At 67.9% G+C, this 24,586-nt stretch carries 25 protein-coding genes; 12 read left to right on the top strand and 13 right to left on the bottom strand.

The window, feature by feature from the left end; translation table 11 throughout:
• Positions 1 to 13: 13 nt before the first annotated feature.
• From ACFVWL_RS08635 to ACFVWL_RS08605, 7 genes are all read right to left on the bottom strand, one after another.
• The gene (locus tag ACFVWL_RS08635; protein WP_387181159.1) at positions 14 to 910 is read right to left on the bottom strand and encodes a carbohydrate ABC transporter permease; all 897 of its coding nucleotides are present in this window, start codon (positions 908 to 910) and stop codon (positions 14 to 16) included.
• Positions 907 to 1,800: a carbohydrate ABC transporter permease gene (locus ACFVWL_RS08630; protein WP_387181156.1), complete on the bottom strand. Its 894-nt coding sequence runs from the start codon at positions 1,798 to 1,800 to the stop codon at positions 907 to 909. The genes ACFVWL_RS08635 and ACFVWL_RS08630 overlap by 4 nt, the downstream gene beginning before the upstream one ends.
• Complete coding sequence (locus ACFVWL_RS08625) at positions 1,797 to 3,116, bottom strand: ABC transporter substrate-binding protein (RefSeq protein WP_387181153.1); 1,320 nt, start codon at positions 3,114 to 3,116, stop codon at positions 1,797 to 1,799. Before ACFVWL_RS08625 ends, ACFVWL_RS08630 begins: the two co-directional genes overlap by 4 nt.
• Positions 3,117 to 3,195: 79 nt before the next feature.
• The gene (locus tag ACFVWL_RS08620) at positions 3,196 to 4,845 is read right to left on the bottom strand and encodes an amylo-alpha-1,6-glucosidase (protein ID WP_387181150.1); all 1,650 of its coding nucleotides are present in this window, start codon (positions 4,843 to 4,845) and stop codon (positions 3,196 to 3,198) included.
• Positions 4,845 to 5,792 carry a carbohydrate ABC transporter permease gene (locus ACFVWL_RS08615; RefSeq protein ID WP_387181147.1) on the bottom strand — a complete coding sequence of 316 codons (948 nt, stop codon included), beginning with the start codon at positions 5,790 to 5,792 and terminating at the stop codon, positions 4,845 to 4,847. The genes ACFVWL_RS08620 and ACFVWL_RS08615 overlap by 1 nt, the downstream gene beginning before the upstream one ends.
• Positions 5,789 to 6,751 (bottom strand): carbohydrate ABC transporter permease, encoded by a 963-nt coding sequence (locus ACFVWL_RS08610; RefSeq protein ID WP_387181145.1) that lies wholly within the window; start codon positions 6,749 to 6,751, stop codon positions 5,789 to 5,791. The genes ACFVWL_RS08615 and ACFVWL_RS08610 overlap by 4 nt, the downstream gene beginning before the upstream one ends.
• 2 nt (positions 6,752 to 6,753) lie before the next feature.
• Positions 6,754 to 8,064, bottom strand: coding sequence for an ABC transporter substrate-binding protein (locus tag ACFVWL_RS08605; protein WP_387181142.1), 1,311 nt, complete (start codon positions 8,062 to 8,064; stop codon positions 6,754 to 6,756).
• A gap of 162 nt (positions 8,065 to 8,226) precedes the next feature.
• Between ACFVWL_RS08605 and ACFVWL_RS08600 the strand changes: the two genes are divergently transcribed.
• The 4 genes from ACFVWL_RS08600 to ACFVWL_RS08585 all read left to right on the top strand — a co-directional run bounded on the left by ACFVWL_RS08600 (position 8,227) and on the right by ACFVWL_RS08585 (position 10,441).
• Positions 8,227 to 8,670 (top strand): hypothetical protein, encoded by a 444-nt coding sequence (locus ACFVWL_RS08600; protein ID WP_387181139.1) that lies wholly within the window; start codon positions 8,227 to 8,229, stop codon positions 8,668 to 8,670.
• A 77-nt stretch (positions 8,671 to 8,747) separates the two neighbouring features.
• Entirely contained in the window at positions 8,748 to 9,818 is a 1,071-nt protein-coding gene (locus ACFVWL_RS08595; RefSeq protein WP_387181136.1) for a M4 family metallopeptidase, read from the top strand.
• Positions 9,793 to 10,098 (top strand): protealysin inhibitor emfourin, encoded by a 306-nt coding sequence (locus ACFVWL_RS08590; RefSeq protein WP_387181133.1) that lies wholly within the window; start codon positions 9,793 to 9,795, stop codon positions 10,096 to 10,098. Before ACFVWL_RS08595 ends, ACFVWL_RS08590 begins: the two co-directional genes overlap by 26 nt.
• A gap of 97 nt (positions 10,099 to 10,195) precedes the next feature.
• Entirely contained in the window at positions 10,196 to 10,441 is a 246-nt protein-coding gene (locus ACFVWL_RS08585; protein WP_387181130.1) for a hypothetical protein, read from the top strand.
• Positions 10,442 to 10,464: 23 nt separating this feature from the next.
• Here the strand turns inward: ACFVWL_RS08585 and ACFVWL_RS08580 are convergent, their stop codons facing one another.
• Genes ACFVWL_RS08580 through ACFVWL_RS08570 form a run of 3 tightly spaced genes read right to left on the bottom strand, consistent with a single transcriptional unit; the run spans position 10,465 to position 13,356 of the window.
• Positions 10,465 to 11,271, bottom strand: coding sequence for a siderophore-interacting protein (locus ACFVWL_RS08580; RefSeq protein ID WP_387181126.1), 807 nt, complete (start codon positions 11,269 to 11,271; stop codon positions 10,465 to 10,467).
• Entirely contained in the window at positions 11,264 to 12,313 is a 1,050-nt protein-coding gene (locus tag ACFVWL_RS08575; RefSeq protein WP_387181124.1) for a FecCD family ABC transporter permease, read from the bottom strand. Before ACFVWL_RS08575 ends, ACFVWL_RS08580 begins: the two co-directional genes overlap by 8 nt.
• Positions 12,310 to 13,356, bottom strand: coding sequence for a FecCD family ABC transporter permease (locus ACFVWL_RS08570; protein WP_387181121.1), 1,047 nt, complete (start codon positions 13,354 to 13,356; stop codon positions 12,310 to 12,312). Before ACFVWL_RS08570 ends, ACFVWL_RS08575 begins: the two co-directional genes overlap by 4 nt.
• A gap of 40 nt (positions 13,357 to 13,396) precedes the next feature.
• Here ACFVWL_RS08570 and ACFVWL_RS08565 point away from each other — a divergent pair, with 40 nt between their 5' ends.
• The 5 genes from ACFVWL_RS08565 to ACFVWL_RS08545 all read left to right on the top strand — a co-directional run bounded on the left by ACFVWL_RS08565 (position 13,397) and on the right by ACFVWL_RS08545 (position 17,273).
• Entirely contained in the window at positions 13,397 to 14,353 is a 957-nt protein-coding gene (locus ACFVWL_RS08565) for an ABC transporter substrate-binding protein (RefSeq protein ID WP_387181119.1), read from the top strand.
• A 78-nt stretch (positions 14,354 to 14,431) separates the two neighbouring features.
• Entirely contained in the window at positions 14,432 to 15,214 is a 783-nt protein-coding gene (locus ACFVWL_RS08560) for an ABC transporter ATP-binding protein (protein WP_387181117.1), read from the top strand.
• Between the two features lie 34 nt (positions 15,215 to 15,248).
• The gene (locus tag ACFVWL_RS08555; protein ID WP_387181114.1) at positions 15,249 to 16,019 is read left to right on the top strand and encodes a ribonuclease H; all 771 of its coding nucleotides are present in this window, start codon (positions 15,249 to 15,251) and stop codon (positions 16,017 to 16,019) included.
• 29 nt (positions 16,020 to 16,048) lie between these two features.
• A complete protein-coding gene (locus ACFVWL_RS08550; RefSeq protein WP_387181111.1) occupies positions 16,049 to 16,438 on the top strand; it encodes a MauE/DoxX family redox-associated membrane protein in 390 nt (129 codons plus the stop codon).
• Positions 16,439 to 16,547: 109 nt separating this feature from the next.
• Complete coding sequence (locus ACFVWL_RS08545; RefSeq protein ID WP_387181108.1) at positions 16,548 to 17,273, top strand: Pr6Pr family membrane protein; 726 nt, start codon at positions 16,548 to 16,550, stop codon at positions 17,271 to 17,273.
• Here ACFVWL_RS08545 and ACFVWL_RS08540 read toward each other — a convergent pair.
• The 3 genes from ACFVWL_RS08540 to ACFVWL_RS08530 form a co-directional block, all read right to left on the bottom strand.
• A complete protein-coding gene (locus ACFVWL_RS08540; protein WP_387181106.1) occupies positions 17,264 to 18,616 on the bottom strand; it encodes an FAD-dependent oxidoreductase in 1,353 nt (450 codons plus the stop codon). The two genes, ACFVWL_RS08545 and ACFVWL_RS08540, sit on opposite strands and share 10 nt — an antisense overlap.
• Before the next feature lie 165 nt (positions 18,617 to 18,781).
• Positions 18,782 to 19,759, bottom strand: a complete 978-nt coding sequence (locus ACFVWL_RS08535) for an SRPBCC domain-containing protein (RefSeq protein WP_387181103.1) — start codon at positions 19,757 to 19,759, stop codon at positions 18,782 to 18,784.
• 2 nt (positions 19,760 to 19,761) lie between these two features.
• The gene (locus ACFVWL_RS08530; protein ID WP_387181101.1) at positions 19,762 to 20,151 is read right to left on the bottom strand and encodes an ArsR/SmtB family transcription factor; all 390 of its coding nucleotides are present in this window, start codon (positions 20,149 to 20,151) and stop codon (positions 19,762 to 19,764) included.
• Positions 20,152 to 20,340: 189 nt separating this feature from the next.
• On the opposite strand from ACFVWL_RS08530, the gene ACFVWL_RS08525 reads away from it, so the two are divergent.
• From ACFVWL_RS08525 to ACFVWL_RS08515, 3 genes are read left to right on the top strand one after another with little or no spacing between them, the layout of a single operon-like run.
• The gene (locus tag ACFVWL_RS08525) at positions 20,341 to 21,225 is read left to right on the top strand and encodes a TnsA-like heteromeric transposase endonuclease subunit (protein WP_387181099.1); all 885 of its coding nucleotides are present in this window, start codon (positions 20,341 to 20,343) and stop codon (positions 21,223 to 21,225) included.
• On the top strand, positions 21,225 to 23,267 hold the full coding sequence (locus ACFVWL_RS08520; protein ID WP_387181096.1) for a Mu transposase C-terminal domain-containing protein: 2,043 nt from the start codon (positions 21,225 to 21,227) through the stop codon (positions 23,265 to 23,267). Before ACFVWL_RS08525 ends, ACFVWL_RS08520 begins: the two co-directional genes overlap by 1 nt.
• The gene (locus ACFVWL_RS08515; RefSeq protein WP_387181093.1) at positions 23,264 to 24,313 is read left to right on the top strand and encodes a TniB family NTP-binding protein; all 1,050 of its coding nucleotides are present in this window, start codon (positions 23,264 to 23,266) and stop codon (positions 24,311 to 24,313) included. The genes ACFVWL_RS08520 and ACFVWL_RS08515 overlap by 4 nt, the downstream gene beginning before the upstream one ends.
• Positions 24,314 to 24,586 lie beyond the last annotated feature (273 nt).

Below are 24,586 nucleotides of genomic sequence, written 5' to 3'. Positions count from 1 at the left end.
CCGCCTGCTCCCGTCACCCCTTCACCGCCCCTCCCAGCAGTCCCGCGACGAACTGCTTCTGGAAGATCAGGAACAGCAGGAGCAGGGGCAGGGTCGCCAGCAGCGACCCCAGCATGAGGCCGGAGTAGTCCACGCGGCTCATGCCGATCATGGTGTTCAGCGCGACCGGCACCGTGTAGTTCGCCTCGGTGTTGAGCATGAGCAGCGGCCAGATGAACGCGTTCCACTGACTGATGAACGTGTAGATCACCAGCGCCGCGATCTGCGGCTTCGCGACCGGCAGCACGATCCGGTAGAACGTGCGCAGCTCGCCGGCTCCGTCGATCCTGGCCGCCTCGATCAGGCTCGGCGGGAAGTCGAGGAACCCCTGCCGCATGAGGAAGATCCCGAACGCGTTCGCCAGGAACGGCAGGATGACAGCCTGATAGGTATCGATCCATCCCATGCCGGCCATGATCTGGAACAGCGGGACGAGCAGCACCTGCATGGGGATCATCATCGTGACGAGCACGAGGGCGAGCAGCACACCCCGCCCGCGGAACCGGTAAGTGGCGAGCCCGAAGCCGCACATGATGCTGACGATCGAGCTGAACACCGTGTAGATCACCGCGATCAGAAGACTGTTGAGCATCACGCGGCTGAAGCCGATGCTCTCCTCCAGACGGGCGAGGTTCTCCCACAGCGCATCGCCGGGGAGCACCGGCAGCGGCGTGCCGAACAGTTCCGAGCTCGGATGCGTCGAGGCGATGACCATCCACAGGAACGGGATGATCGAGACCACGGAGGCGAAGATCAGCAGGAGGTAGAGCGGGAGCCGCAGCATGCGCGAACGGGCTCCGCGCTCCCCTGCCCCGAGGCTGCGTGTGTCGCGGCCGGAGGTGACCAGGGTGCGGGTGGCGAGATCTGTCATGGCTTCTCCCTCATGACCCGGAACTGCACGACGGCGATGATCGCGGTGATCAGCACCAGCATCCACGCGATCGCGGAGGCGTAGCCGAAGTCGAACTGTCGGAACCCGACCTTGTACAGGTAGAGCACCGGGGTGAGCGTGGCATCGTTGGGACCGCCGCCGGTGAGGATGAAGTTCTCGTCGAACAGCTGCAGCGCGCCTATCGTCGAGGTGATCCCCGTGAAGATCAGCACCGGACGCAGCTGCGGCAACACGACGCTCCAGAACGTCTGCCAGTGCCCGGCGCCGTCGACCTTGGCCGCCTCGTAGAGCTCCGGCGGGATCGACTGCAGTCCGGCGAGGATGATGACCATGTTGTAGCCGGTCCACCTCCAGGTCACCGCCGCGATCACGGAGACGCGCGCCCACCACTCGCTGTTCAGCCAGTCGATCGGAGCGATGCCGATCACGCCCAGCATCTGATTGACCGCACCGCCGTCGGTGGCGAGCAGCACCCGGAACACCACCGCGTACGCGACGAGCGTGGTCACGGCGGGAAGGAACGTGAGCAGGCGGAATCCCGAGCGCCAGCGCAGCCACGACTGGTTGAGCAGGTACGCGAGGCCCACCGCGAGCACCATCATCAGGGGCACCTGGACGATGAGGATGAGGCCCGCGTTGATCAGGCTCTTCGCGATCAGCGGGTCGGAGAACAGCCGCGCGTACTGCCCGACCCCGACGAAGCTCGTGACACCGCCCTCGGTGCGGAACAGGCTCTGCCAGAGCGATGCGCCCAGCGGATAGGCGAAGAACAACAGGAGCAGGGCGGCGGCCGGCAGCACGAACCAGCGCCCGGCCCTCCCCGGGTCCAGCCGTCGACGGCGGGACCCGGACGAGGTCGCGGAGGTCATGGCTGCTCCGCGACCTCTCGGCCGGTGGAGGTCGCGAGCTGCTTCGCCGCGTCGGCGAGCACGGTCGCCGGGTCGGCCCCGTTCAGCACGGCGGCCGACACCGCGTTGGCGACGATGTCGGAGGCCTCCGCGCTGTCGGACGTGTAGACGATCGGCGGGATCTGCGCGGTGAGCTCGGCGAACGTCTCGTAGACCGGCTGGCCGCCGAAGTACTCGACCGGCTTCGAGAAGTAGTCCGACTCCAAGGCAGGCAGATACGAGGGGAACAGTCCCTCGTTCGTCATCATCGACACCTGGTTCTCGGTATCCGCGAGCACGAAGTCGACGAACGCCGCGGCGAGCTGCGGGTTCTTCGCCTGGGCCGGCACCGCGAGGCCGGAGCCGCCGTTGTTCGAGGTCTGGATGCCTCCTTCGTCGAAGGCGGGGAGCGGAAGCACGGCATACTTCCCCGACAGCTCGGGCGCATCGCCCTGTAGCGTGCCGATCCACCAGACCGCGTCGGCGGTCACGGCGGAGTCGCCGTCCTTGGCGGAGGTGACCCGGCCGTCCCAGCCGGTGACGTTCTTGATGAGGCCGGCTTCGTTCATCTCCTGCAGCATCGTGAGCACGCGCACGGCCTCGGGCGAGTCGAGCGTGATCTCGCCCGCCTCGTCGAACAGCCCCTGCCCGAGCTGCTGCAGCAGCATCTGGAAGCCGCCGCCCGCGGCGAGGTCGGTGGACAGCAGCGTGTGACCGGTCTTCTCCTTGATGACCTTGCCTACGGCGATCAGGTCATCCCAGGTCGTGGCGGCCTCGATGTCGACACCCGCCTGCTCGATGATGTCGGTGCGGTAGTAGAGCGCGACGGTGCCGGAGTCCCAGGGTGCGATGCGCAGCGAGCCGTCGGCGTCCGACCCCGCCGACCACTTGAACGGGTCGAAGTCGGCCTCGTCGTCGCCGAGGATCGGGGTCAGATCGAGCATGCCCTTCGGGAACTGCGTGATGTAGCCGGGGGCCGCATCGGTCTCGATCGTGACGACGTCCGGGAGTCCGGTGCCGGCCTGGAAGCCGACCGACATCTTGTCGTAGGCGTTGTCGTACCCCACGTCGACGACGTCCACCGTCGTGCCCTCATGCGCCTTCTCGAAGTCGGCGGCCAGACGCTCCAACGCCACGGCGCCGACATCCCACGACCAGACCGTGATCTCCCCGTCGAGCTTCGCGTCGGGTTCCAGCGCCACGTCGGAACCGCCGGCGGGCACACCTCCGGTGGCGCATCCGGCGAGCGCGATTCCTCCTGCCACGAGCGCGGCGATTCCGGTGAGCTTCTTCTTCATGACTGACTCCTTCGTCCGTGAAATGAATATTGAATACAACAGGAGGGCGCAGAACCCCTCGGTGTTCCGGGGCGCGGCGTCAGCTGAGCTGCACCGCGAGGTCGATGAACAGCGCGGCCGACCAGCCGAAGGCAGTGGTGGCCGTGCGGGCCTTCTGGCCCGTGTGCGGATTGAAGTACTCGTGCGGACCGCCGCCGTGGATCACCAGGGCCACGGTCTGCTCGCGCAGCTCCCGCGCCCGATCGGGGTAGCCGGAGGCCTCGAGCCCCTCGGCGACGAGCATGCTCGTGTTGACCCACACCGGCCCGCGCCACATGCGCTCATCCGAGAAGTCGGGATCGGAGGCCGCGACCGTCGGCAGCCCCCAGGGCAGGGCGAAGCGCGCGGGGTCGTCGACGGCTGCACGCAGCGTCTCCGCGATCGGAGCCGGCAGGGTGCCGGTGAGCAGCGGCATCAGCCCCACGACGGTGTCGCTGAGCTGCGGCTCCCCACCGCCGAACGCGAGGAACCGCCCCCGCTCGGCATCCCACATGCGCAGCAGCAGCTCCTGCGTGGTCGCGGCCCGCTCGCGGAACCGCACGACATCGGCACTCGGCTCGTACCTCTCCAGCAGCGACGCGAGCTCCCGATCCTGCCGCACGAGGTAGGCGCCGAGGTCGGGGGCAGCGGTCGGCAGCGGACCGTCGAAGATCGGGCTGTCGTCGAGCCCGGAGGAGTACGGATGCCCGTACTCCGGCATCCCGTCATGGTCGAGGTCGCTCCCGGCGAACCACCAGTCCTGCGAGCGCACGATGCGGGCCAACTGCGTGCGTGCATAGTCGGGCGCATCCTCGACCTCGAGCACCTTGCGCAGCGCCCACGCGGCGAGCGGCGGCTTCGTCAGCGGCACCGGCACGGTCGGATCGGCGATCTGCGACCCGGCTCTGCGCAGGTTCGCGCGGTCGCTCTCCGGAAGGTCATCGCTGGTCGCGAGCACCCCGAGCTCATGCACGACATCGGGCAGCTGCCCGTCGTGCTGCGGGAACCGGACGGCGATGTCGAGTTGCTCGCGAGCGAGCTCCGGGTCGCCGTGCCGCAGTCCCACGGCGATGAAGTACGCGTCCCACTGCCACAGACCGACATAACCGATCTTCGACGGCACGATCGCTCTGGCGTCGCCGAGCGACGGCAGCTCGACGATGTTCGCACCCAGCACCCACCAGCAGAACGCGGTCATCTCCTGCAGGTCGCCGCGCACGATCGGGCACTTCGCGAACCAGTCCGTCCAGATCGCCTCGGTCGCGGCGAGCGCCGCAGTATGATCGCCGCGATCGACAGAGACGGCACGGTCGCCTGCGATGCGCAGGCGGATGCCGGCATCGAGCGGATGCTCCTCGACGTCCCCGTCCGGGCGTCGCAGCCGCACACGCAATCCCGCCGCGGTAGCCGAGCCCGAGGACGGGCCGATGCTGAGCGTCGACGGGTCGGCGAAGGTCAGGGTCGACACTCCGCCGAACGTCACGCGCGCCGGGTGCACCTCGGTCACCGACAGCACCTCTCCGCCCGCGTCGACCACGGTCAGCGCATCCAGCACCCGGCAGTCCGACAGCCGCCGCTCGTACTCCGAGGTGTGCACGCGCACGCCCTCGCCGTCGTCGGCGCGGAACACGAGCACGCGCGAACGCGGCAGCGTGAACGGTGCGGAGACCAGGTCGAGGTGACGCCCGGCGAGGGCGGCGGCATCCGTCATCATCGTCCTCCGAGTCCCGAGGCGGCCATGCTGTTGAGGATCTTGCGCTGGCCGATCACGAACACGATCAACATCGGCACGGTGGCGATCGCGGAAGCCGCCATCACGAGTCCGTAGTTGATCGAGCCGAACTGGCCCTGGAACGAGGTCAGCAGCAGCGGCACCGTGAACAGGTCCGGCGAGTTGAGCAGCACCAGCGGGAACAGGAAGGCGTTCCAGACGCCGAGCGCCGTGATGATGCTGAGCGCAGCGAGCCCGGGCTTGAGGTTGGGCAGCACGATGCTCCAGAAGATGCGCCAGCGTCCGGCGCCGTCGACGAGCGCGGCCTCCTCGAGCTCACGGGGCAGTGCGAGCACGAACTGCCGCATCAGGAACACCGCGAACGGGTTGGCGATCATGCCGGGCACGATCAGCGCGAGGTGCGAGTCCACCCACCCGAGCTGCGACATCAGCAGATAGAAGGGGATCAGTGTCACCTGCGCCGGGATCATCTGCGTCGCCAGGAACACGATGAACAGCACCTTGCTGCCCTTGAAGCGGATGCGCGCGAATGCATAGCCCGCCATCGACGCGGTGATGAGCGTGCCGACCACCACCAGCACGGCGATGTACGCGCTGTTCAGGTAGGCCTGGGCGAACGGCACGGCGTTCCACGCGTCCGTGTAGTTCTGCACCGTCCAGGGGTTCGGCAGGAACTCGAGCGGGTTCTTCAGCAGCTGCGGCAGCGTCTTGAACGACGTGAGCAGCATCCACACGAACGGAAAGACCATCGCGATGCCGGCCAGGGCGAGCACCAGATGCAGCAGTGTCGAGCCGGCGCGGCGGCGTGCGCGGTCTGCACCCGGACCGCCACGGCCGCGCTGACGATACCCGGGGGCCGTGATGGCCACGGTCGAGTCGGTCGGCGGACCGGCAGGCTGGGTCAGTGAGGGCGTCTGGATGCTCATGCGGGGTCATCCTCGTAGTGGACGAACTTCTTCTGCGCGCCGAACTGGATCGCGGTGATGACGAGCGTGAGCACGAGCAGGATGATGCTGGCCGCGCTCGACAGCCCGAACTCGAAGCGCCCGAAGCCCAGATCGAAGATGTGGTAGACGATCGTGCGCGTGGCGTTGTCGGGCCCGCCGCCGGACACGAGCACGTACACCGTGTCGAACGTCTGCAGCGAGGAGATGAAAGCGATCACCGACGAGAAGAAGATGATCGGCGACAGCAGGGGAAGCCGGATGCTGACGAACAGGCGCCAGGCACCGGCGCCGTCGATGCGCGCGGCTTCGATGACCGAGGGCGAGATGTTCTGCAGACCCGCGAGGAAGATGATGACGTTGAGACCCATCGACGACCAGATCGTGACGATGCACACGGCGAGGAGCGCGAGCTTCGGGTCCTGCAGCCAGTCCGGCGGGGTGATGCCGAAGATCTTCGAGATGGTGGTGGAGAGCAGGCCGTCGGAACGGAACATCTGCTGCCAGATCATCGCGACGGCGACGGTGGAGGTGACCACCGGGGCGAAGAACAGGATCAGGTACAGCGTGCGGGTCTTGAGCCTCTCCAGCGCGATCGCGACGATGACCGCGAGCGTGAGGCCGATCGGCACCGTGATGACCGCGATCAGCAGGGTGTTGATGATCGAGCGTCCGAGCAGCGGATCCTGCAGCTGCTCGACGAAGTTCGCGAGGCCGACCCATTTCAGGTCGCTGAGCCCGTCCCACTCGGCGAAGGCGAGCACGAGACTCGCGGCGAAGGGGAGCACGACGAACACCCCCATGCCGATCAGCTGCGGGGCGACGAACACATAGCCCCAGCGTCGGTCACGGCGACGCCAGGCCGCTTCCGCGCGGAGGGGCGGAGCGGATGCCGCAGGGCCGGCCTGCGGCATCCGCCCGTTCTCGGTGAGAGTGGTCACTCCTACTTCTCCGACCGTTCCTTGATCACGTCGGCGATGGTGTCGAGCGTGGCCTGCGCGTCGGTCTTGCCCTCGTAGAGCTTCTGGAACTCCTCGGCGATCGCGACGGGGAGTCCGGCGACTCTGGCCTCTGCCGGGTAGTCCTCGAAGCCGATGTCGCGCATGTCGAGGAATGTCTGCGCGTGCGCCGGGTAGCCGCCCTCGAGCACGACATCATCGGCGCCCTTGATGGAGGGGACCGCGTTGCCGCCGCCCTCCAGCCGGAACGTCTGACCCTCCGCCGAGAGGAACTCGGTCCAGAAGGTGAACGCCGCGTCCTTCACCTTGGTCTTGCCGTTGATGGCCAGGAAGCTCGTGGCCACGCCGGTGGGCGCCGCTTCGCCGTCGGGTGTCGGCCACGGCACGATGTCGTAGCTGTCCTGCTCGCCCGTCGCGCTGACGGTGCCGATGGTGTATCGGCCCTGCACGAAGAAGCCGGCCTTGTGCGTGACGAACATGCTGTCGGCCCCCGCGCCGTCGGGCAGGGTGTCCGCGACGACGAATGTGCCGTCCTGGAACAGGTCACCGAACTGCTGCATGGCCTCGACGGTGTCGGGGTCCTCGTTCGCGACGAATGCCCCGGAGTCGTCGTACGGCGCATCGAGCCCCTGCGAGGAGAGCCAGCTCCAGTGCGTGGCCCAGTAGTTCCAGTACATGGTGCCCGCCAGCCCCGCGTCGTGCAGCTGGGCGTTCATCTCGAGGAACTTGTCGGTGGTCCACTCGCCGTTCTCTGCCAGCGTCGCCGGGTCTTCGGTGATGCCGGCTGCGGCGAGCGCCTGCTTGTCGTACCAGAACACATCGGGGTTGGAGTCGTTCGGGGCGGCGTACACCTCGCCGTCGTGCTCGGCAGCACCGAACAGCCCGGGGAAGAAGTCGTCCTTCTTGGTCTTGCTGTCCTTCGACGCCATGAGGTCGTCGAGCGGCATGAGCCGGTTGGAGTCGACGAACTGGCCGATCATGTCGTCACCGACGTAGAAGACGTCGGGGGCGGTGTTGCTGGTGAGCTGCGCGAGGAGCTTGGAGTGATAGTCGCCGTAGCTGGCGACGGGCTGCAGCTTGACCTTGATGTCGGGGTGGCGCTCCATGAAGTCCTTGTTGAACTCCTGGTAGCGGGTGAGCTCGTCGGCGGTTCCCCAGGTCGACCACACGACCGTTGCGGTACCGTCGGCGTCGAGGCCACCCCCTCCGCCGCCGCCGCTGCATGCGGCGAGTCCGAGCACCAGAGCGCCGGCGGCGCCCAGTGCCAGATACCGCGTCGCGTTCGCACGTGCCATCTCGCTACCTCTTTCGTCATTGGAAGATCAGGTCGGGATCGCCCCTGCGGGCGTATTGGTATTCTGTATACAGAACGCAATCCTGTCAAGGATCGAGGACGCGGTCGAGGCCATCGAGACCATCCCGTGACGGGCGTCCGACCCATGACGCAGACTGTCTACATGACCGATCCCGATCCGCACCTGCTCGGCCCCGGACTCCTGCCGACGCCGTTCACCGCCGCCGAGATCCGCGACGCCACCGGAACCGGCCTGGTGATCCACCTGCTGCTCGAAGGGCCGGACGGCCCGATGGGCGAGCACGTCAACCGTTTCCGCGACGTCGACGACGAGGGCGCGACCCTCGATCGATGGGCGGCGGAAGACCCGAACGCGGTCGTCTCGAACCGCGTCACCTGGACCGAGCTGCAGGGTCATGCCGCCTTCGACGCCGGCACGACGAGCGTGTCGACCGTGAGCCTGTCGACCCCGCTCGGAGCCCTCACCTGCCGGAGGTACGACACCGACGACGGCGTCTTCTGGTTCTCCGTCGACCATCCGGGCATGCCGGTGCAGTACGAGTCCGACGGCCTGCGCACGACCGTGCTGAGCATCGAGCGCGACTGACCTCCCCGCGAAGGGAGCTTTCCGGAACGCGTCGGTGTACGCGCGCGAACGTCCGCGCCCCGGCGTAGGGTCGCAGCATGAGCAGCACAGCATCCGGAGTACGTCATGGAGTGGTCCCCTCCTATCTGCTCGCGCGCCTGGCCGAGTCGGGTCGCTTCCCGAAGGCCGCGGCCGCCGCACGGCAGACGCTGACCGCAGGCCGCCCGCCGTTCCGCGCCCGCATCGACCTGTCGATCGACGAGAACGGCGACCTCGTGGCGCAGTTGTCCGACGCCCCGAACCGCACGATCAGCGATGCCGGCAACACCCAGCAGCTGCCGGGCGCGGTCGTGCGCAGCGAAGACGACACCCCGGTCGAAGACACCGCGGTGAACGAGGCCTTCGACGGCCTCGGCGCCACCTTCGAGATGCTCCTGGCCGCGTTCGACCGCAACTCCCTCGACGACGCCGGCGCCCCGTTGGATGCGACCGTGCATTACGGCGTCGACTACGACAACGCGTTCTGGGACGGCGAGCGCATGGTGTTCGGCGACGGCGACGGCGAGGTGTTCCAGCACTTCACCGGCTCGCTCACGGTCATCGGGCATGAGCTCGCGCACGGCGTCGTGCAGCACACCGCGAACCTCGAGTATCAGGGGCAGCCCGGCGCGTTGAACGAGTCGATCGCCGATGTGTTCGGCGCCCTCACCGAGCAGTACGCCCTCGGGCAGACGGCCGACCAGGCGACGTGGCTCATCGGCGCCGAGATCTTCACCGACGCCGTCGAAGGCGCGGCTCTGCGGTCGATGATCGCGCCGGGCACCGCCTATGACGACGATGAGCTCGGCAAAGATCCGCAGCCCGACCACATGAACGGCTTCGTCCGCACGACAGAAGACAACGGCGGGGTGCACATCAACTCCGGCATCCCCAACCGCGCGTTCGCGCTCTTCGCCCTCGACCTCGGCGGCAAGGCCTGGGAGCGGGCGGGAACCGTCTGGTACCGGGCTCTCACCGGAGGACTCTCGAGCACGGCGACCTTCACGCAGTTCGCCGATGCCACGGTCGCTGCGGCCACCACGATCGATCGGGCCACGGCCGCAGCCGCTCGACGGGCGTGGACGACCGTGGGAGTCTATGAAGATGAGCGAGTCCCCTCCACCGACTGACGCGCAGGTCGTGATCGCGGTGGTGCGCACAGGCGGCATCGCCGGGATCCGCCGTCAGTGGCGGGTGGAAGCCGCTTCCGACGACGCGGTGCAGTGGATCGACCTGATCGACAGCTGCCCCTGGGATCAGGAGGCGGACGGCGGCCCTGGCGCCGACCGCTTCATGTGGAGCATCCGGGCCCGCACGCCATCCGAGCGACGTGAACGGGAGCTGCCCGACTCTGCGCTCGACGGCCCCTGGCGTGCGCTCGTCGACGCCGTGCGCGCGGCATCGGGCTGACGATCACGGCACCACGTGGCGGCATCGAGCGGCGCCATCCGATCAATCCCGTGTGAATCCGGCCTCATCGCTGCGCCACAGGTTCACAATGGAACCCATGGGACTGTTCCAGCAGAAGCCTGAAGAACAAGAGAACCAGTGGGTGCTGCCTTCTGAGCCCCTCGAGCGCTCCGAGTCGGAGGTGCTCGATACGGCTCCGGTCGTCGATCCGCTCTCCATCGGCCTCGGCGCCGAGACCAGCGGTGACCTGAGCTCGGTCCTGTTCCCCGTCGCACCTCCCGCCCCCGAGGGCGAGTCGACCGAGAACGCCGACCCGGAGGACGACGATCCCGCAGACGACTGATCGAGCGCCGTCACCTCCCGGGCTCAACCCCGGGCTTCGCCCAGCCGCCAGTACCCCGAGAACGTGATGCGATCCTTCGAGACACCGAGATCGACGAGGTGCCGGCGAAGCTCCTGCACGGCGAGACGCTCGCCGCAGACCCAGGCGTAGTCGATCACCTCGGGGAGGTCGGCGGCCCGCACGGCCTGCTGCAGGCGGACACCGGGGGCCTCCCCGCGACGCTCGACCCAGGTGACGTGGCCGCAGAGATCCTGCTTCTCGGCGGCATCCGAGATCTCGATGAAGACGTGCGTCTCGGGCGTCCGGGTCATCTCCAGGATGCGGGCGATCGCCGGGAGAGACGACTCATCGCCGATGATCACTCGTGAGCGGGTCTCGGGCAGCGGCGCATACAGCGCCGTGCACTCGCGGATGCCGAGAGCCGAGCCCACCCGCGCTCGCCCGGCGAACCGTGTGCCCGGTCCTTCATCGCCGTGCACGACGAAGTCGACGTCGATCTCCCCTGCGTCAGGGCGGTGGTCCCGCAGCGTGTACCAGCGCAGGTCGGGCCGCTCACCCTCGGGGATGGCGCCGACCGCGGCGCGGATGTTCTCCGTGCCGTCGTTCGCCGGAAGCACGAGCGCGGCGTCCTCGTCGCGAGGCAGCAGCAGCCCGAGGTACTCGTCGGGACCGGCAGGCGCGTAGTCGGCGAACTCCGCAGCCGCGATCGTGAGCCGTCGCATGTGCGGGGTGAGATCGCGCACGGCGGTGACCCTGGCGGCGAAGACGCGGGCTCCGGTGCGGCGAGGACGCTGCGGAGGACGGACGCGGTTGACGGTGTGCTCAGCCACGCCGAGCCCCCTCTCTCCAGAGCAGCCACAGGAAGAACGCGCCGCCGACGGTGATCGTGACGACGCCGACGGGAATCGGCGCCGGGAAGATGTTCTGCGCGAGCAGGTCGCTCGTGAGCAGCAGCAGCGCGCCCACGAGCCCCGAGGCGAGGAAGCTGGTCCCGCCGGTCAGACGTCGGGCGATGTGCGGGGCGATCAGCGCGACGAACGAGATCGGACCGGCGGTGGCGACCGCGACGGCGACGAGCAGCGTGGCGGCGGCGAGGAGGATCCACCGAGCCCGCACGGTCCGCACGCCCAGCGCGGTCGAGACGCTGTCGCCGAGTGCCATCATGCGCGCGTCCGGAGCCACCGCGATGAGCAGCGGGATGATCAGGAGCAACGCGATCAGGGCCGGGAGGAGATCCCCCCACCCGCGTCCCTGCAGCGAGCCGACCAGCCAGGTCTGCGCCGTGGTGGCGCTGGCGACGAACACCTGGGTGAGCACGTAGTCGACCACGGCCATGGCGGTCGCCGAGAGGGCGACGCCCGTGAGGATCAGCTGCACACCGTGGAGTCCGGATCGCGCGGTGAACAGCACGATCACCCCGGCGATCACGAGGGCGCCGACCACGGCGCCGAGGGCCGCCTGCGCCAAGGATCCACCGAGCACCAGCATCACGACGACCGCACCGACCGAGGCGCCGCTGCTGATGCCGATCACGTCGGGGCTGGCGAGCGGGTTGCGGGTCAGGCTCTGGAACACGGCTCCGGCGACCGCCAGGCTCGCCCCGACCACGATCGCGACCAGGCTGCGCGGCAGGCGGCGGCCGAGCACGAAGAAGCCGTCGAGCCGCTCCGGCGGACGACCGAGCAGCGTCTCGATCAGCGCCGCCGGGGTCACGATGTACTCGCCGATCATGAGCGCGGCGACCAGCAGCACGAGGAGGGCAGCGGCGAGGATGCCGCACACGACCGCCGCGCGATGACTGAACCGCAACGACCAGCGCGCACCGCGCAGCACGCGGTCATCGGCGGTGAGGGCTTCGGTGCGCAGACTCACGACAGCCCCGACGTCCGCTTGCCCACGACGAAGGCGATCAGCAGCGGCCCGCCGATCAGCGCGGTCACGATGCCGACCTGCACCTCGCCGCCTCCACCGATCACGCGGCCGAGCGTGTCGGCCAACAGCAGCATCGCGGGAGCCGCGACCAGTGACAGCGGGAGCACCACGCGAAGGTCGGGACCCACCAGCCGGCGCAGCAGATGCGGGATGACGAGGCCGACGAACGCGATGGGTCCGGCGATCGCGGTCGCCGTGCCGCACAGGAGCGTGACGGCGACGAGCACGATCGCACGCACCACCCCCGGCTTGACCCCCAGGGCGACGGCGCTGTCGTCGCCGAGCGCCATCAGGTTCAGCGCGGGGCCGAGCAGCAGGGCGAGGATCACGCCGACCACGATGAACGCGACCAGCGGCAGCGCCTCCTCGACCGGCCGCGCGGTGAGCGAGCCGACCCGCCAGAACCGAAACGCATCGAGCACGGTCTCATCGGTCAGCACGATCGCCTGCGAGACACCGGCGAGGATGGCGGAGAAGGCGACTCCCGCGAGGATGAGCCGCACGGGCGAACCGGCGGCGAACCGGGTGCCGGAGAACCAGAAGACCACCGCGGAGGCCAGGGCGGCACCGGCGAGAGCGAGCCAGATCGTGCCGCCGACGCCGAGCGCCCCGAGCACGCTCATGCCCGCGACCACGCCGAAGGAGGCGCCGGCGCTGACCCCGAGCATCCCGGGGTCGGCGATCGGGTTGCGGGTGAGCGCCTGCATCAGAACACCCGCCGCGCCGAGGGCGACGCCGCAGATCACGGCGTTCACCGTACGGGTGACGCGCAGTTCGCCGACGATGTTGAGGACGTTCTGGTCGCCCGTGCCGAACAGCGAGAGCACGACCTCGTCGAGGGGCACGAAGCGCGCACCGACGGCGAGGCTCAGTGCCAGCGAGAGCGCCAGCACGGCCGCCACCAGCGCGGTGCTGATCCAGATCGGGAGCCGGGACGCCGCGACCGGAGCACGACGGCGCTCGACGACGGGTGCGGAACTCATATTTGGATAGCCTAACCAAATATCGGTAGTGTCGTTGCACGTGAACAGACCTCTCCGAACTCGATTCCGTCCGCTCGCCACCGCCGCCGCCTCCCTGGCTGCGATCGCTCTGATCGCCACCGGCTGCTCCAGCACTCCCGCTGCCGAGGACTCCGCGCCCGCCGCAGACGATGCCGGTTACACCGTCGAGCACGCGATGGGCGAGACCGACTTCGAGAAGGTTCCCGAGAAGATCGTCGTCCTCGACTCCCCCCAGATGGACGCCCTGGTCGCGCTGGGCATCACGCCCGTCGGCGCCCCCGAGATCGGCGCCGGCCGTGGTTTCCCGGCCTACCTCGCCGACGACCTCGAGGGCACGGAATCGATCGGATTCATCGCCGAGCCCGACGTCGACGCGATCGCGAACCTCGCCCCCGACCTGATCATCGGGTCGAAGGTGCGCCACGAGGCGCTCTACGAGGAGCTGTCGGCGATCGCGCCCACCGTCTTCTCGGAGGACACCGGCACCAACTGGACCGAGCAGGCCGAGCTGACCGCCGCCGCCGTGAACCAGAGCGACAAGATGGACGAGCTCATCAAGGGCGTCGAGGATCGTGCGGCCGAGGTCGGCGAGGCGGTCGAGGCCGAGGGCACCACCGCGTCGATCGTGCGCTTCCGCGCCGACAACTTCCGTCTGTACGGCCCCGGCACGTTCTCGGGCTCGCTGCTCACCGACATGGGCTTCGACCTCGGCGCTGACCGCGACTGGAACGAGTACTCCATGATGGAGCTCAGCCCCGAGCTCTACGAGCAGGTCGACGGTGACGTGGTGTTCTACATGAGCCCCGGCGGCGACCCGACCGCGACCACGCAGGCGCAGATCACCGGCCTCTGGGGTGCGCAGCCCGGACCCGCCGGCGACAAGGCGTTCGAGGTCGGGGACGACACGTGGATGGTGGGCATCGGCGTGATCGGTGCGAACCTGGTGATCGATCAGGTCGAGGACCTGCTCGGCTGACCCCTTTCGAATCGCCCGAACGGCTGCTTCTCCCCGCGAAACGGAGCGTTTCGGGCGATTCGGACACCCGGAGGAACCATGACCACGCAGCATCCGGCGGTCGAAGCCCGCGGACTCGTCGTCGCCTACGACGGCAAGGTCGTCGTCGACGGCGTCGACCTCGCGCTGCCCGAAGGCTCGTTCACCGTCATCCTCGGCCCGAACGCCTCGGGCAAGTCGACCGTGCTGCGCGCCCTCGCCCGTGTGCTGAAGCCCGAAGCCGGCGACGTGCTGTTCGACGGCCGCGCGCTCGGCGAGTACGGCTCGAAGGAGCTCGCTCGACGGATGGGCCTGTTGCCGCAGGACGCGATCGCCCCCGAGGGGATGCGAGTCGCCGATCTGGTCTCGCGCGGCAGATACCCCCACCACTCGGCGCTCCAGCGCTGGACCTCCACCGACGATACGGCCACGCGCGACGCCCTGGCCGCGACGAACACCGCCGACCTCGCGGAGCGTTACGTCGACCAGCTCTCCGGTGGGCAGCGGCAGCGGGTGTGGGTGGCACTGCTGCTCGCCCAGCAGACCCCGGTGATGCTGCTCGACGAGCCGACGACCTTCCTCGACATCGCCCACCAGTACGAGCTGCTCGATCTCCTGCGCACCCTCAACCGCCAGGGCAAGACCGTGATCGCCGTGCTGCACGACCTCAACCAGGCCGCGCGCTACGCCGACAACCTCGTGCTCATGAAGGAGGGCCGGGTGGTCGCCACCGGCACCCCGTCCGCACTGATCACCGCCGAACGCGTCGGCGACGTCTTCGGCATCGACGCGGTCGTGACCCCCGACCCCGTCACCGGGACCCCCATGGTCGTGCGCCGGTGAAAAGGGGCTCGTCGCCCACCGTTACGGTTGAGGGATGACGATCACCGCCGCCGCAGACGGCTCCGCCCTGGGCAACCCCGGCCCCAACGGCTGGGCCTGGTACATCGACGACGACAACTGGGCGGCCGGCGGTTCTCCGCACGGCACCAACAACCAGGGCGAGCTTCGGGCCGTGCTCGAACTGCTGCTCGCGACGACCGGCATCGACGAGAAGCTGATGATCGAGTGCGACAGCCGCTACGTGATCGACTCCGTGACGAAGTGGATGCCGGGGTGGAAGCGCAAGGGATGGCGCAAGTCCGACGGCGGGCCCGTGCTCAACCGCGACCTGCTCGAGGGCATCGACGAAGCCATCCGCGGCCGCGACGTCGAGTTCTCCTGGGTCAAGGGGCATGCGGGTCACCCTCTGAACGAGGCTGCCGACGAGCGCGCGAACGCCGCGGCCAAGGCCTACCAGGCGAAGCAGGAACCACGCCGGGGCCCCGGCTTCACCCTCGCGACGGATGCCGGAGCAGCCGTCGCCGCGTCGGCACCGGTGGCCGCCGCCGCACCGTCGTCCGCAACGCCGGCCGCTGCCCACGCCTCCTCCCCCGCCCCCGCCCCCGTCCCCGCACCCGCGGCATCGACGTCCGTCGCCGAGCCGCTGTGGGCCGAGGCATCCGATCTTCTGGACGGGCTGGATGCGCCGGACGACGACCCGATCGAGCTGCGCATCCCGCTCTCGTCCGACGAGCACTCACGGCTGCGTGACCGTGCCGAAGCTCAGGGGGTCTCGCTCGAAGAGGCGCTCCGCCGCCTGATCTGAGCGCAGCGGCCGCGGCGTACACTCGCACCATGTCGACTCCCGCCCGCACCATCGGCCGCATCTTCCTCGGCGCCTCCCTCGTCTTCGCGGGCGTCTCCCACCTCACGGTGGCTCGCGAAGAGTTCCAGGCGCAGGTTCCCGAGTCGCTGCCGCTGGACCCTGACACGACGGTGCTCGCCTCCGGCGTGGCCGAGGTCGCACTCGGCTCTGCCCTGCTGCTGGCGCGACGCCGTCGGCGCACGGTCGGCACGATCGCCGCTCTGTTCTTCATCGCCGTGTTCCCCGGCAACGTGGCGCAGTGGATGCACCACCGTGACGGCTTCGGCCTCGACACGGACATGAAGCGCTTCGTCCGACTGTTCTTCCAGCCCGCGCTCGTCGCACTGGCGCTGTGGTCGACCCGCGAACCCCGACGCTGACACGGCGACACCGAGTCAGCAGCACGGGCTCACCACTGCCAGGGACGCATGCGCTCTGAGGCACGACGGTCCCTCCGAGCTGCGGTCCGTAGACTCGGCTGATGACGGAATGGGTGGTGACGCAGCGGTGAAGGCCCGCACGGTCTTCGGCCTGCTCCGCCTCGGCGCCGCCGCCGTCTGCCTGGTGGCGCTCATCCACCGGCTCGCCTGGGGCCTGGCGTCGAACACCATCGCGAGCCAGAACTTCTTCGCGTACTTGACCAACCAGTCGAACATCGCGTTCGTCGTGCTGTTGAGCATCGCCGGGGTCATCGCTATGCGCACGGCACGGGATCCGCGCTGGCTCACTGTCGCGCTGGCACTCGTGCTGACCTGGACGATCACCGCCGGACTCGTGTTCGCGATCCTGGTCTGGCAGGCCGGGATCCGGGGCATCCGCATCGATGTGCCGTGGTCGGATCAGGTGCTGCACTTCTGGCTTCCCGCCGTCACCGTGGCGGCGTGGGCCCTCGCGCCCGGTCACCGCTCCGTGCCCTGGCGGGTCATCCCGGTGACGCTCGCGTACCCCGTGATCTGGGGCGTCGCCACGATGATCCGCGGCCCCTTGATCGGCTGGTACCCGTACTACTTCCTCGACCCGCGGCAGGTGAGCGGCCCGATGGAGTTCCTCGCCTCATCGGCGATCGCGCTCGGCACCTTCGCCGCCGTCGCCACCCTGCTCGTGCTCATCAGCCGGATGCCGCTGCCACGGCGGCAGCGCACGGAGGGCGAAGACGCGTCCGATGCGGCGCCACCGGAGCAGGCGACGGTCGGCGAACGGGTCGCTCAGACGTAGAGAGCGAGGGAGGCGAGGGCCGCTTCGATCGCCTTGTCCTCATCGAGCTTCGCGAACTCGGCGGCCGCCGCCCCTCCCACGATGCCGACGAGCACGTTCTCGCCGGTTGCGGGGCGCAGGTTGATCCACGTCGGGATCACCACATCGGCACCGACCGCGTGCCAGATCGCCTCTTCGTTCTCCCAGAACGGCTCGTCCCAGCGCAGCCAGACGGTCTCGATCGCGCCCATGCCGAGCGCCGAGACGGCTCCACGATTGGAGAACGGCAGGGGCGGGTCGAACTCGATGCTGCGGTCCTGGAGAACGCCGAGCGGCACCGTGACGATGACGCGGTCGAACGACAGGGCCTCACCGGTGCCGAGGCGCACGCTCACCCCGGAGTCGTCGTACGCGAGGCGGGCGACCGGAGAGTTGAGCCCCACCTTGACGCCGTCGAGCGCCTGCTCGATGAACGGTGCGAGGTCTTCCGTCGCGGCCTTCGGGTCGCCCGTGGGCAGCGGCGGCGCGAACCAGCTCGACAGCTCGTCTGCTCCGGCGCCGGTGCGGGCGGCGAGGATCGCGAGCAGTGCAGCCGTCGCGGGGTCAGCGGGGTCGATGCCGGCGGCGGTCAGGGCGTCGGTCACCGAGGAGTCTTCCGGGGCGGCCTGTGCCGTCGTAATCGCTGCATCGAAGGGCTGGGGGTCGACCGGGTCGAGGTCTCCGTCGGGTCCGCGCCAGAGTTCACCGGCCAGTTCGACGACGCCGACCTCTCCCTTGCTCATCCGGTCGAGCACCTCGGCGTCATCCGCACCGAAGAGCCAGGCACCGAGCTGCACCGGCACGGGCCATGAGTCGTCGACGCGGGAGTAGACCCGTCCGCCGACGCGGTCCCTGGCCTCGAACACCGTCACCTCCATCCCGCCCGCAGCCAGCAGAGCGGCAGCGGTGGCGCCGGCGAGTCCTGCACCCACGACCGCGACACGCTCGCCCGACGTCGCCGGGATCAGGAGTTCTTCGGCCGCGCGCGCACCCGAGCTGATCGCACCGCGCACCGTGCCAGGGGCGTCTTCATCCGTCGCCTCGCCCGCGAAGAACAGGCGTCCATCGACGGGCTTCCCCAGAGCGAGGCGGGTGCCGGCGAGCACACCGACGGGGGTGAAGCTGGCCGCGCCGAGGGCATACGGATCGGTGGTCCAGGTGCTGCGGATGCTGCCGGCTGCGGTGGGGACACCGGGCGGAGGCTCGGGTTCGCGCGTGCGAGTGGGCGTCGGCGTGGGGGCCGGTTCCGGGGTGCAGGAGGCGAGAAGCACCGAAGCGACACCGGCTCCGGCGCCGAGGAGCAGAGTGCGGCGCGTGATCCTCATCGTGTCGCCACTTTATCCCGAGCGGCCGGGTTCTGCTTCGGCGTACGGTGTGGTTCCGCTGTCGCGCGCGTTCACAACTCAGGAAGAAGCTGCCCGCACACCGCAGAACCGGCCGGATCCGCGCGGATCCGGCCGGTTCATCCTGAGTTGTGAACGCGTGCACGCTCAGACGGAGAGCAGCTCCCGCTCCAGGCGGGCGAACGACGACTCCATGCCGTCGGCCATGCCGGTGGCGAGGATCATGTCGCGCGTCTCCTTGTCGGGGTACTCGATGAGCAGCGTGACGAGGGTCGCGCCGTCCTCCTCGTAGAGGTTGAGGTCGTTGAGCGTCTCGACAGGCATGCCCTGCATCCGCTCGGTGCTGACGGCGCGACGCGGGGCGTCGATCAGGAGCGCCTCCCCCTCGAAGCCGAACGGCTCCCCCTCGGTGTCACCGACCGGCGCCCACGAGTTCCGGTACGACTGGCCGACCTCGGTGGCGGCGACGCACTCCGTCATCTCCCACCCGTCGGGTCCGAGCATCCACTTGCGGATGAGCTCGGGCTCGAAGTGGGCCCGCCAGACCAGCTCGCGTGGCCCCTCGACCAGACGCGTGATGCGCACGTGGGTGTCGTCGAGCAGCTCCACGCGCGTGCCCTTGCCCTGTGCGTAGTCGCGGAGGTCCTGCAGCACGCTGTCGAGCTGCGCCATCGCCATCCTGATGCCCTCGACCTGGCCCATCTCGACGACCTGCTCGAGCGCATCGACCGAATCGAAGTGGCTCGTGGTAACCATGCGGGTGCCGTCGGCGGTGGGTTCGAACGCGAACGACATCCGCTGTGCGGGGAAGCCGTCGAGCGGTTTCCCGGCCTCGTCGACGAACGAGTCGATGACCTCGAACCCGTTCGGTGCGTCGATCGACACGAACTCCCACGACCCCGACGACTTCTCGCCGCGCGGACCGTTCATCGAATAGACGGCACGCCCGCCGACGGTGTGGTCCCAGGCGGTGAAGGTGGCCGGCCATCCGGGAGGACCCCAGAAGCGCTCGAGCTGACGGGGGTCGCTGTAGGCGCTCCAGACGCGCTCGATGGGGGCGGCGAAGTCGGCGACCACGGTCATGGTCAGATTCTCGGCATCGGTGGTGACGTCGGTGACAGGCATGTTCAGTCTCCTTGATCGTTCTTCGTGGTGTCGCTGGTGTCGGTTGAGCCGGACCGAGGCGTCTCGGCCAGCAGGTCGTCGAGCCGGGCGATGCGCGACCGCCACAGCTCTTCGTATCGGGCGAGGAGCGCCCTGGCGCGGGCGATCATCTCGGGGTTCGCGCGGACGAGCCGCTCGCGTCCCTCGGCGCGCTTGACGATGAGGTTCGCAGCCTCGAGCACGGCGACGTGCTTCTGCACCGCGGCGAACGACATCTCGTATTCGGAGGCGAGGGTCGAGACCGACTGCTCACGCTCGATCGTCCGGCGCAGGATGTCGCGCCGGGTCGACGTCGCCAGTGCGTGGAAGACACGGTCGACCTCCGCTTCGCTCAGTTCTCTTTGTGCAACCATTTGGTTGTACGTTATGCCCGGGCGGAGCGGATGTCAAGGGTGAGTTGTGTCGGAACAGCGTTGGAGTGACACAATCACCCTTTGCGTGACACACAGCCGGTTGAGGTGACACTCCGTGTCACGAAACGCCGACGATCTACAGCCCTCACGGCCACCCGAGGAGGACCATCGGCAGCAGATACAGGAGCGATGGGGCTCTGGTTGGCCCATCGCTTTTCGCATCATCAGAAGGCCAGTTCACGTGCGAGAGGGGCTGCGATGCGGCCAGTTGATGGAGCCAGACGAATCACGCCGCGGCGACGAACATCGTCCACCGAGTTGCATTGGATCCCCCGCACGAGCAGTGCGGTCTCATCGGACGGCCTCCACGAGTGGGCCTCCGTCAATCGCGACCTTGGCGACAGGGACTGGGCTGCGATCGATCCGATGCGCGTTCACCATTCGAAGGGCGTCCGGCACAAGTTCACGCCGGCGATGTATTTCTGGCAGCGCACTCGCTCACATGTGTGGTGCGAATCTCAGCAGGAACGCTGGGAAGTTCTGTGGCTGGACTTCGGTGGGCAAGTGGAGCGGCTGTGGGCACAACCGCTGGCGATCACCTTCGGACACGGTTCGCGGTTGTCGGGTTCCTGGCACGTCCCGGACCTCTTGGCTCAGTTCTCTGACGGCAGTCTTGGCCTGTTCGACGTACGCCCGGCTGAGCGCCTCGACGAGCAAGCTCGCATCCAGTTCGGCGAAACGGCCGCGACTTGCGAAGTGCTCGGCTGGAGATATCAGGTTCTCGCGGGACACGACAGCCGTGCGACAGCCAATCTTGATTGCCTATCCGCTTCGCGACACGATCGTTGTCTCCCGCCACGTGAAGTGGAAACGCTGATCTTGCAGATGGCCGTGGGCGGTCGGCCGCGCGGGGAGCTGTGCCGTCTTGTCTCCCCTGAGTGCCCGCCGTTAGCCTGCGCCTGGGTCGACAACATGGCTTGGCGCCGTTTGCTCCATGTCGATCTCGGCGCCGTCTTCAGCAGCGAAGCCGTCTATACAACCCCTGATTCGGTGTGGGAAGGTAGGGCAGCCTGATGCCTGAGGAGTACAAAGTGCGGCTCGGCGACACGGTCGAGATCGAGGGTGAGTTTTGGGTCTGGGAGAGCGTCCGACGCGGGAACGAAGCCAGGCTCCGCCGCGACGGTACCGCCGACGATTGGCTAAGCATGTCATTGCCGGAACTGCTCGCGCACGCGGGCAACGCCCGGCGCAACTCGAGCACTCCTCTTCGGGTGATCTCAGGCGATTGGCCAGCCGACGTCCTCGACATGGAGAAGCACCTGCAGGAAGTGTTTCGGGGCATCCCGATGGATCCGACAGCCACTGCCTCGCGCCCTCAGTACGACCCGGCCCGGACGACGCAGGACCAGCGAATCGTATCGAAGATCGGAGAGTTGGCAGGCACATCGCTGAGCCGATCCCGAAAGGCTCTGTTCAACTTCTGGAACGAGTACCAGTCGAGTGGCGTCGCTGGGATAGATGCACGGTTGCATCCGAAGGGCAAGAAGCGACTGATGATCGCGAAGGCCGATCCTCGTCTGGTCGCCGTTATCGACCGAGAACTCGACAGTCGGGTGAATCTGTCGACGAGTAGCCGACGCCATTGCGCTGCACTCGTGCGGCGCAGGTTGGAGGTCATGTACCCGGGCGATGCTATCTGCGAGATCAAGGGCACGACTCTTCAGGGGTACATCAATGAGCGCGACGCAGGTCGGTACAGTTTCGCGAAGGCAACCACGCGCCGCACTGCCTCGAACAGACCCGACCGTGAGTACTTCTCCGGCAACGCCTACCGTCTCGGCGCCGTCTGTGAAATCGACTCCACAACGCTTGACGTGCAGGTCTGGGACGACAAGGGCAACGACTTCCGCCCCACCGTGACGGCGCTCTTCTGCGTGGCCAGTCGGGTGCCGCTGGCTTGGGCCATTCATGCCGATTCACCGAACGGCTTCGATCATGCTCTACTGCTCGCCCGGGCGATAGTCGGTCGTCGGGCCATTCCGGGGTCCGCCGCCGCAACTCTGTCGGGCTCCTCGACGCTGCCGGTCGCGCTCATGCAGATGATCAATCCTTACCTGGACGATGATTCCCTCGCTGTGCCGTGGATCTTCCCGCACTCGATAACTATCGATGGTGGTGCCGATTTCCGTTCCGCAACGTTCGAGGCTGCCTGTCGGGCATTTGGGATCAATCTCGTCCTCGCACCGCCAAACTCCCCCACCGTGAAGCCGCACGTCGAGCGAAACTTCGGCACCACGTCCTCGGACTTCGCCACGTGGTTGGCCGGCTCCACTGGGAACGCCGTTCACAATCGCGGGAAGCGCGCTGTCCCGGTCCTCACGCTGGACTCGGTGCGGCTCGCATTCGACACCTGGATTACCACGGTGTTCTTGAACAGTCAGCATCGAGGGCTGAAATCTCCGTTGTTCCCGGGTCGGAGATGGACGCCGAACCAGATGTACGCGGCGTTGTTCGACGTGGGTCCGGGCGTACAGCTGCCCTTCCGCGCAGATGATTTCTTCGCGTTGCTCCCGAGCAAGCCCCGAATCATCAGCAACGAAGGAATCGAGTTCAGAAACCGCATCTACGACTCGCCACTCCTGCACGACCTGCGAAATCGTTCGCTGACGGGAGCCGCGGCCGGATCACGACAAGCTCGGCAGTTCGACATCCGCTTCGACCCCTACAACTCCAACGCCGTCTGGGTCCAGCACCCTGAGACCGAAGAGTGGATCGAATGCTGGGACACGCTAATCGACGACAGAGCGGCGTGGATGGTCGCCGAAGCACAAGTGAAGCTGGCCGAACGCTTCGGCGCCGGCGAACCTGGCGAGAAACCGAAGACGGCCGAGTTCCTCGACGAGATCGAACGACGAGCGCGCGGCGACAAACAGGCACGCAAGCGATACCTCCGCGAAGCGGTCGCCAAGTCCACGGCCGAGCCGGATCCGGATGCGCCGCTCACCGAGCCTGTTCCCATAGAGCTCCGCGAGTGGAGCAGCCCCGTGGACGTCGATGACATCGACTGGAACTCGTCAGCGTATGACATCGTCACAGTGAAAGACCTACGCCTGTGATCGTCGAGCCGCTCGTTCTGCACCACGACCGAAAGACGTCGCTGCCTGGTCTCCGCGAGGCTCTATCGACACTGCCAGAGAGCCCACCTGCAATCTCATTCGCGGAGTACGCCACGCTGCCCGATACCGAGCGCTGCCTCTATGACGAGGCCCGCGACGATTATCTGCGCCTCACACTAAGGGTGCCGACGCCCGAGCAAGATCTCAGTACCAGGATCCTGGCCAAGCACATCATCTCGAATCCTCGGCGCAAGAACTCGCGCCGAGGGCTGATGGTCTCCGCGCCTATGTTCCACGGGAAGACCGAACTCGCGCTGCTCCTCGCGCGCTCAGTTGAACAGGGACATGCCAAGAAGTTCCCGGACTACGCCAATGATGGCGAGGTTCCTGTTGTGTGGGTCGAGGTGACGCACCATGCGACGGGGAAGGCATTGCTCGGTCAGATCGTCAGGTTCCTCGCTCCCACCGTGACCGTACCTACCCAGATCACCACGGACAACCTCCGGCGACGAGCCGTCGAACTGCTGCATGTTCATCGCACCAAGCTGCTCGTGATCGACGAAGCCCATAACCTCGGCGGCAGTGAGCCGTCCAGCGTCATAAAGGCCCTACAGAACGAGTCCTCGGCCACCGTCGTGCTGGTCGGGATCAATCTCGTCAGCGGGAAGGCCTTCGGCTCCGGCGAGGGTCTTCAAGTCACGATGCGCTGCGACCTGGTCGAGCTGCGAACGGTCGATATCAAGAGCGATGAGGGACTCGCGCTCTGGCGACGCTGGGTCGCCATCTTCGACCGAAATCTGCCCCTGTGTGAACACCGCCCCGGAATGCTCACGAGAAACTCGACCGTCCTGCACGCCGCCGCGAACGGACGGCTCTCGGTGCTCGCGATGATCGTTGAGCGGCTCTTCGCCTCAATTCTTGACGATTCAGACCGCACGAACGAAGCCGTAACCCGAGAGCGACTCTTCGCTGTCCTGGACGGTCTACGGCAGACCACTCGAGTCCGGCACAGAGTGCAACTCGACGATCTCGTGGAAGCCGCGTGATCGACGCGCGAGCGTGGCCTATCCGGCCGAAGTGGCATCGGTATGAGTCGCCGCGATCATATGCTCGCCGTCAATGCGAGGCTGCGGGCGTACCGTTCGACTTCGTTGAACGAGGCCTCACGTCCGCGACGCAGCCCTACATCAAGCGCGTGTGGGCCGACGAGGTCACGTCGGCGGCCACAATAGAGGCCGCCGCTGGCCGCCCTCCGGGTCACTACCTGCGCCTGAGACGGACCTCCCAGCCCGATGCGACACTCGACTACCCGGCTCGAT

Origin of the sequence: Microbacterium sp. NPDC058269, assembly GCF_042881445.1 — a bacterium.
In the GTDB taxonomy this organism is placed as follows: Bacteria; Actinomycetota; Actinomycetes; order Actinomycetales; family Microbacteriaceae; genus Microbacterium.
Note: the sequence above shows the minus strand (reverse complement) of the source record. Positions and strands in the feature narration are given on the sequence as shown.

Excerpts from the sequence above, each read along its gene's own strand:
- ACFVWL_RS08560 (WP_387181117.1), top strand. The coding sequence starts at position 14,432 with ATGACCACGCAGCATCCGGCGGTCGAAGCCCGCGGACTCGTCGTCGCC.
- ACFVWL_RS08590 (WP_387181133.1), top strand. The coding sequence starts at position 9,793 with ATGAGCGAGTCCCCTCCACCGACTGACGCGCAGGTCGTGATCGCGGTG.
- ACFVWL_RS08555 (WP_387181114.1), top strand. The coding sequence starts at position 15,249 with ATGACGATCACCGCCGCCGCAGACGGCTCCGCCCTGGGCAACCCCGGC.
- ACFVWL_RS08530 (WP_387181101.1), bottom strand. The coding sequence starts at position 20,151 with ATGGTTGCACAAAGAGAACTGAGCGAAGCGGAGGTCGACCGTGTCTTC.
- ACFVWL_RS08570 (WP_387181121.1), bottom strand. The coding sequence starts at position 13,356 with ATGAGTTCCGCACCCGTCGTCGAGCGCCGTCGTGCTCCGGTCGCGGCG.
- ACFVWL_RS08585 (WP_387181130.1), top strand. The coding sequence starts at position 10,196 with ATGGGACTGTTCCAGCAGAAGCCTGAAGAACAAGAGAACCAGTGGGTG.
- ACFVWL_RS08615 (WP_387181147.1), bottom strand. The coding sequence starts at position 5,792 with ATGAGCATCCAGACGCCCTCACTGACCCAGCCTGCCGGTCCGCCGACC.
- ACFVWL_RS08525 (WP_387181099.1), top strand. The coding sequence starts at position 20,341 with ATGGGGCTCTGGTTGGCCCATCGCTTTTCGCATCATCAGAAGGCCAGT.
- ACFVWL_RS08550 (WP_387181111.1), top strand. The coding sequence starts at position 16,049 with ATGTCGACTCCCGCCCGCACCATCGGCCGCATCTTCCTCGGCGCCTCC.
- ACFVWL_RS08630 (WP_387181156.1), bottom strand. The coding sequence starts at position 1,800 with ATGACCTCCGCGACCTCGTCCGGGTCCCGCCGTCGACGGCTGGACCCG.
- ACFVWL_RS08520 (WP_387181096.1), top strand. The coding sequence starts at position 21,225 with ATGCCTGAGGAGTACAAAGTGCGGCTCGGCGACACGGTCGAGATCGAG.
- ACFVWL_RS08600 (WP_387181139.1), top strand. The coding sequence starts at position 8,227 with ATGACCGATCCCGATCCGCACCTGCTCGGCCCCGGACTCCTGCCGACG.
- ACFVWL_RS08540 (WP_387181106.1), bottom strand. The coding sequence starts at position 18,616 with ATGAGGATCACGCGCCGCACTCTGCTCCTCGGCGCCGGAGCCGGTGTC.
- ACFVWL_RS08545 (WP_387181108.1), top strand. The coding sequence starts at position 16,548 with ATGGGTGGTGACGCAGCGGTGAAGGCCCGCACGGTCTTCGGCCTGCTC.
- ACFVWL_RS08595 (WP_387181136.1), top strand. The coding sequence starts at position 8,748 with ATGAGCAGCACAGCATCCGGAGTACGTCATGGAGTGGTCCCCTCCTAT.
- ACFVWL_RS08635 (WP_387181159.1), bottom strand. The coding sequence starts at position 910 with ATGACAGATCTCGCCACCCGCACCCTGGTCACCTCCGGCCGCGACACA.
- ACFVWL_RS08625 (WP_387181153.1), bottom strand. The coding sequence starts at position 3,116 with ATGAAGAAGAAGCTCACCGGAATCGCCGCGCTCGTGGCAGGAGGAATC.
- ACFVWL_RS08535 (WP_387181103.1), bottom strand. The coding sequence starts at position 19,759 with ATGCCTGTCACCGACGTCACCACCGATGCCGAGAATCTGACCATGACC.
- ACFVWL_RS08605 (WP_387181142.1), bottom strand. The coding sequence starts at position 8,064 with ATGGCACGTGCGAACGCGACGCGGTATCTGGCACTGGGCGCCGCCGGC.
- ACFVWL_RS08620 (WP_387181150.1), bottom strand. The coding sequence starts at position 4,845 with ATGACGGATGCCGCCGCCCTCGCCGGGCGTCACCTCGACCTGGTCTCC.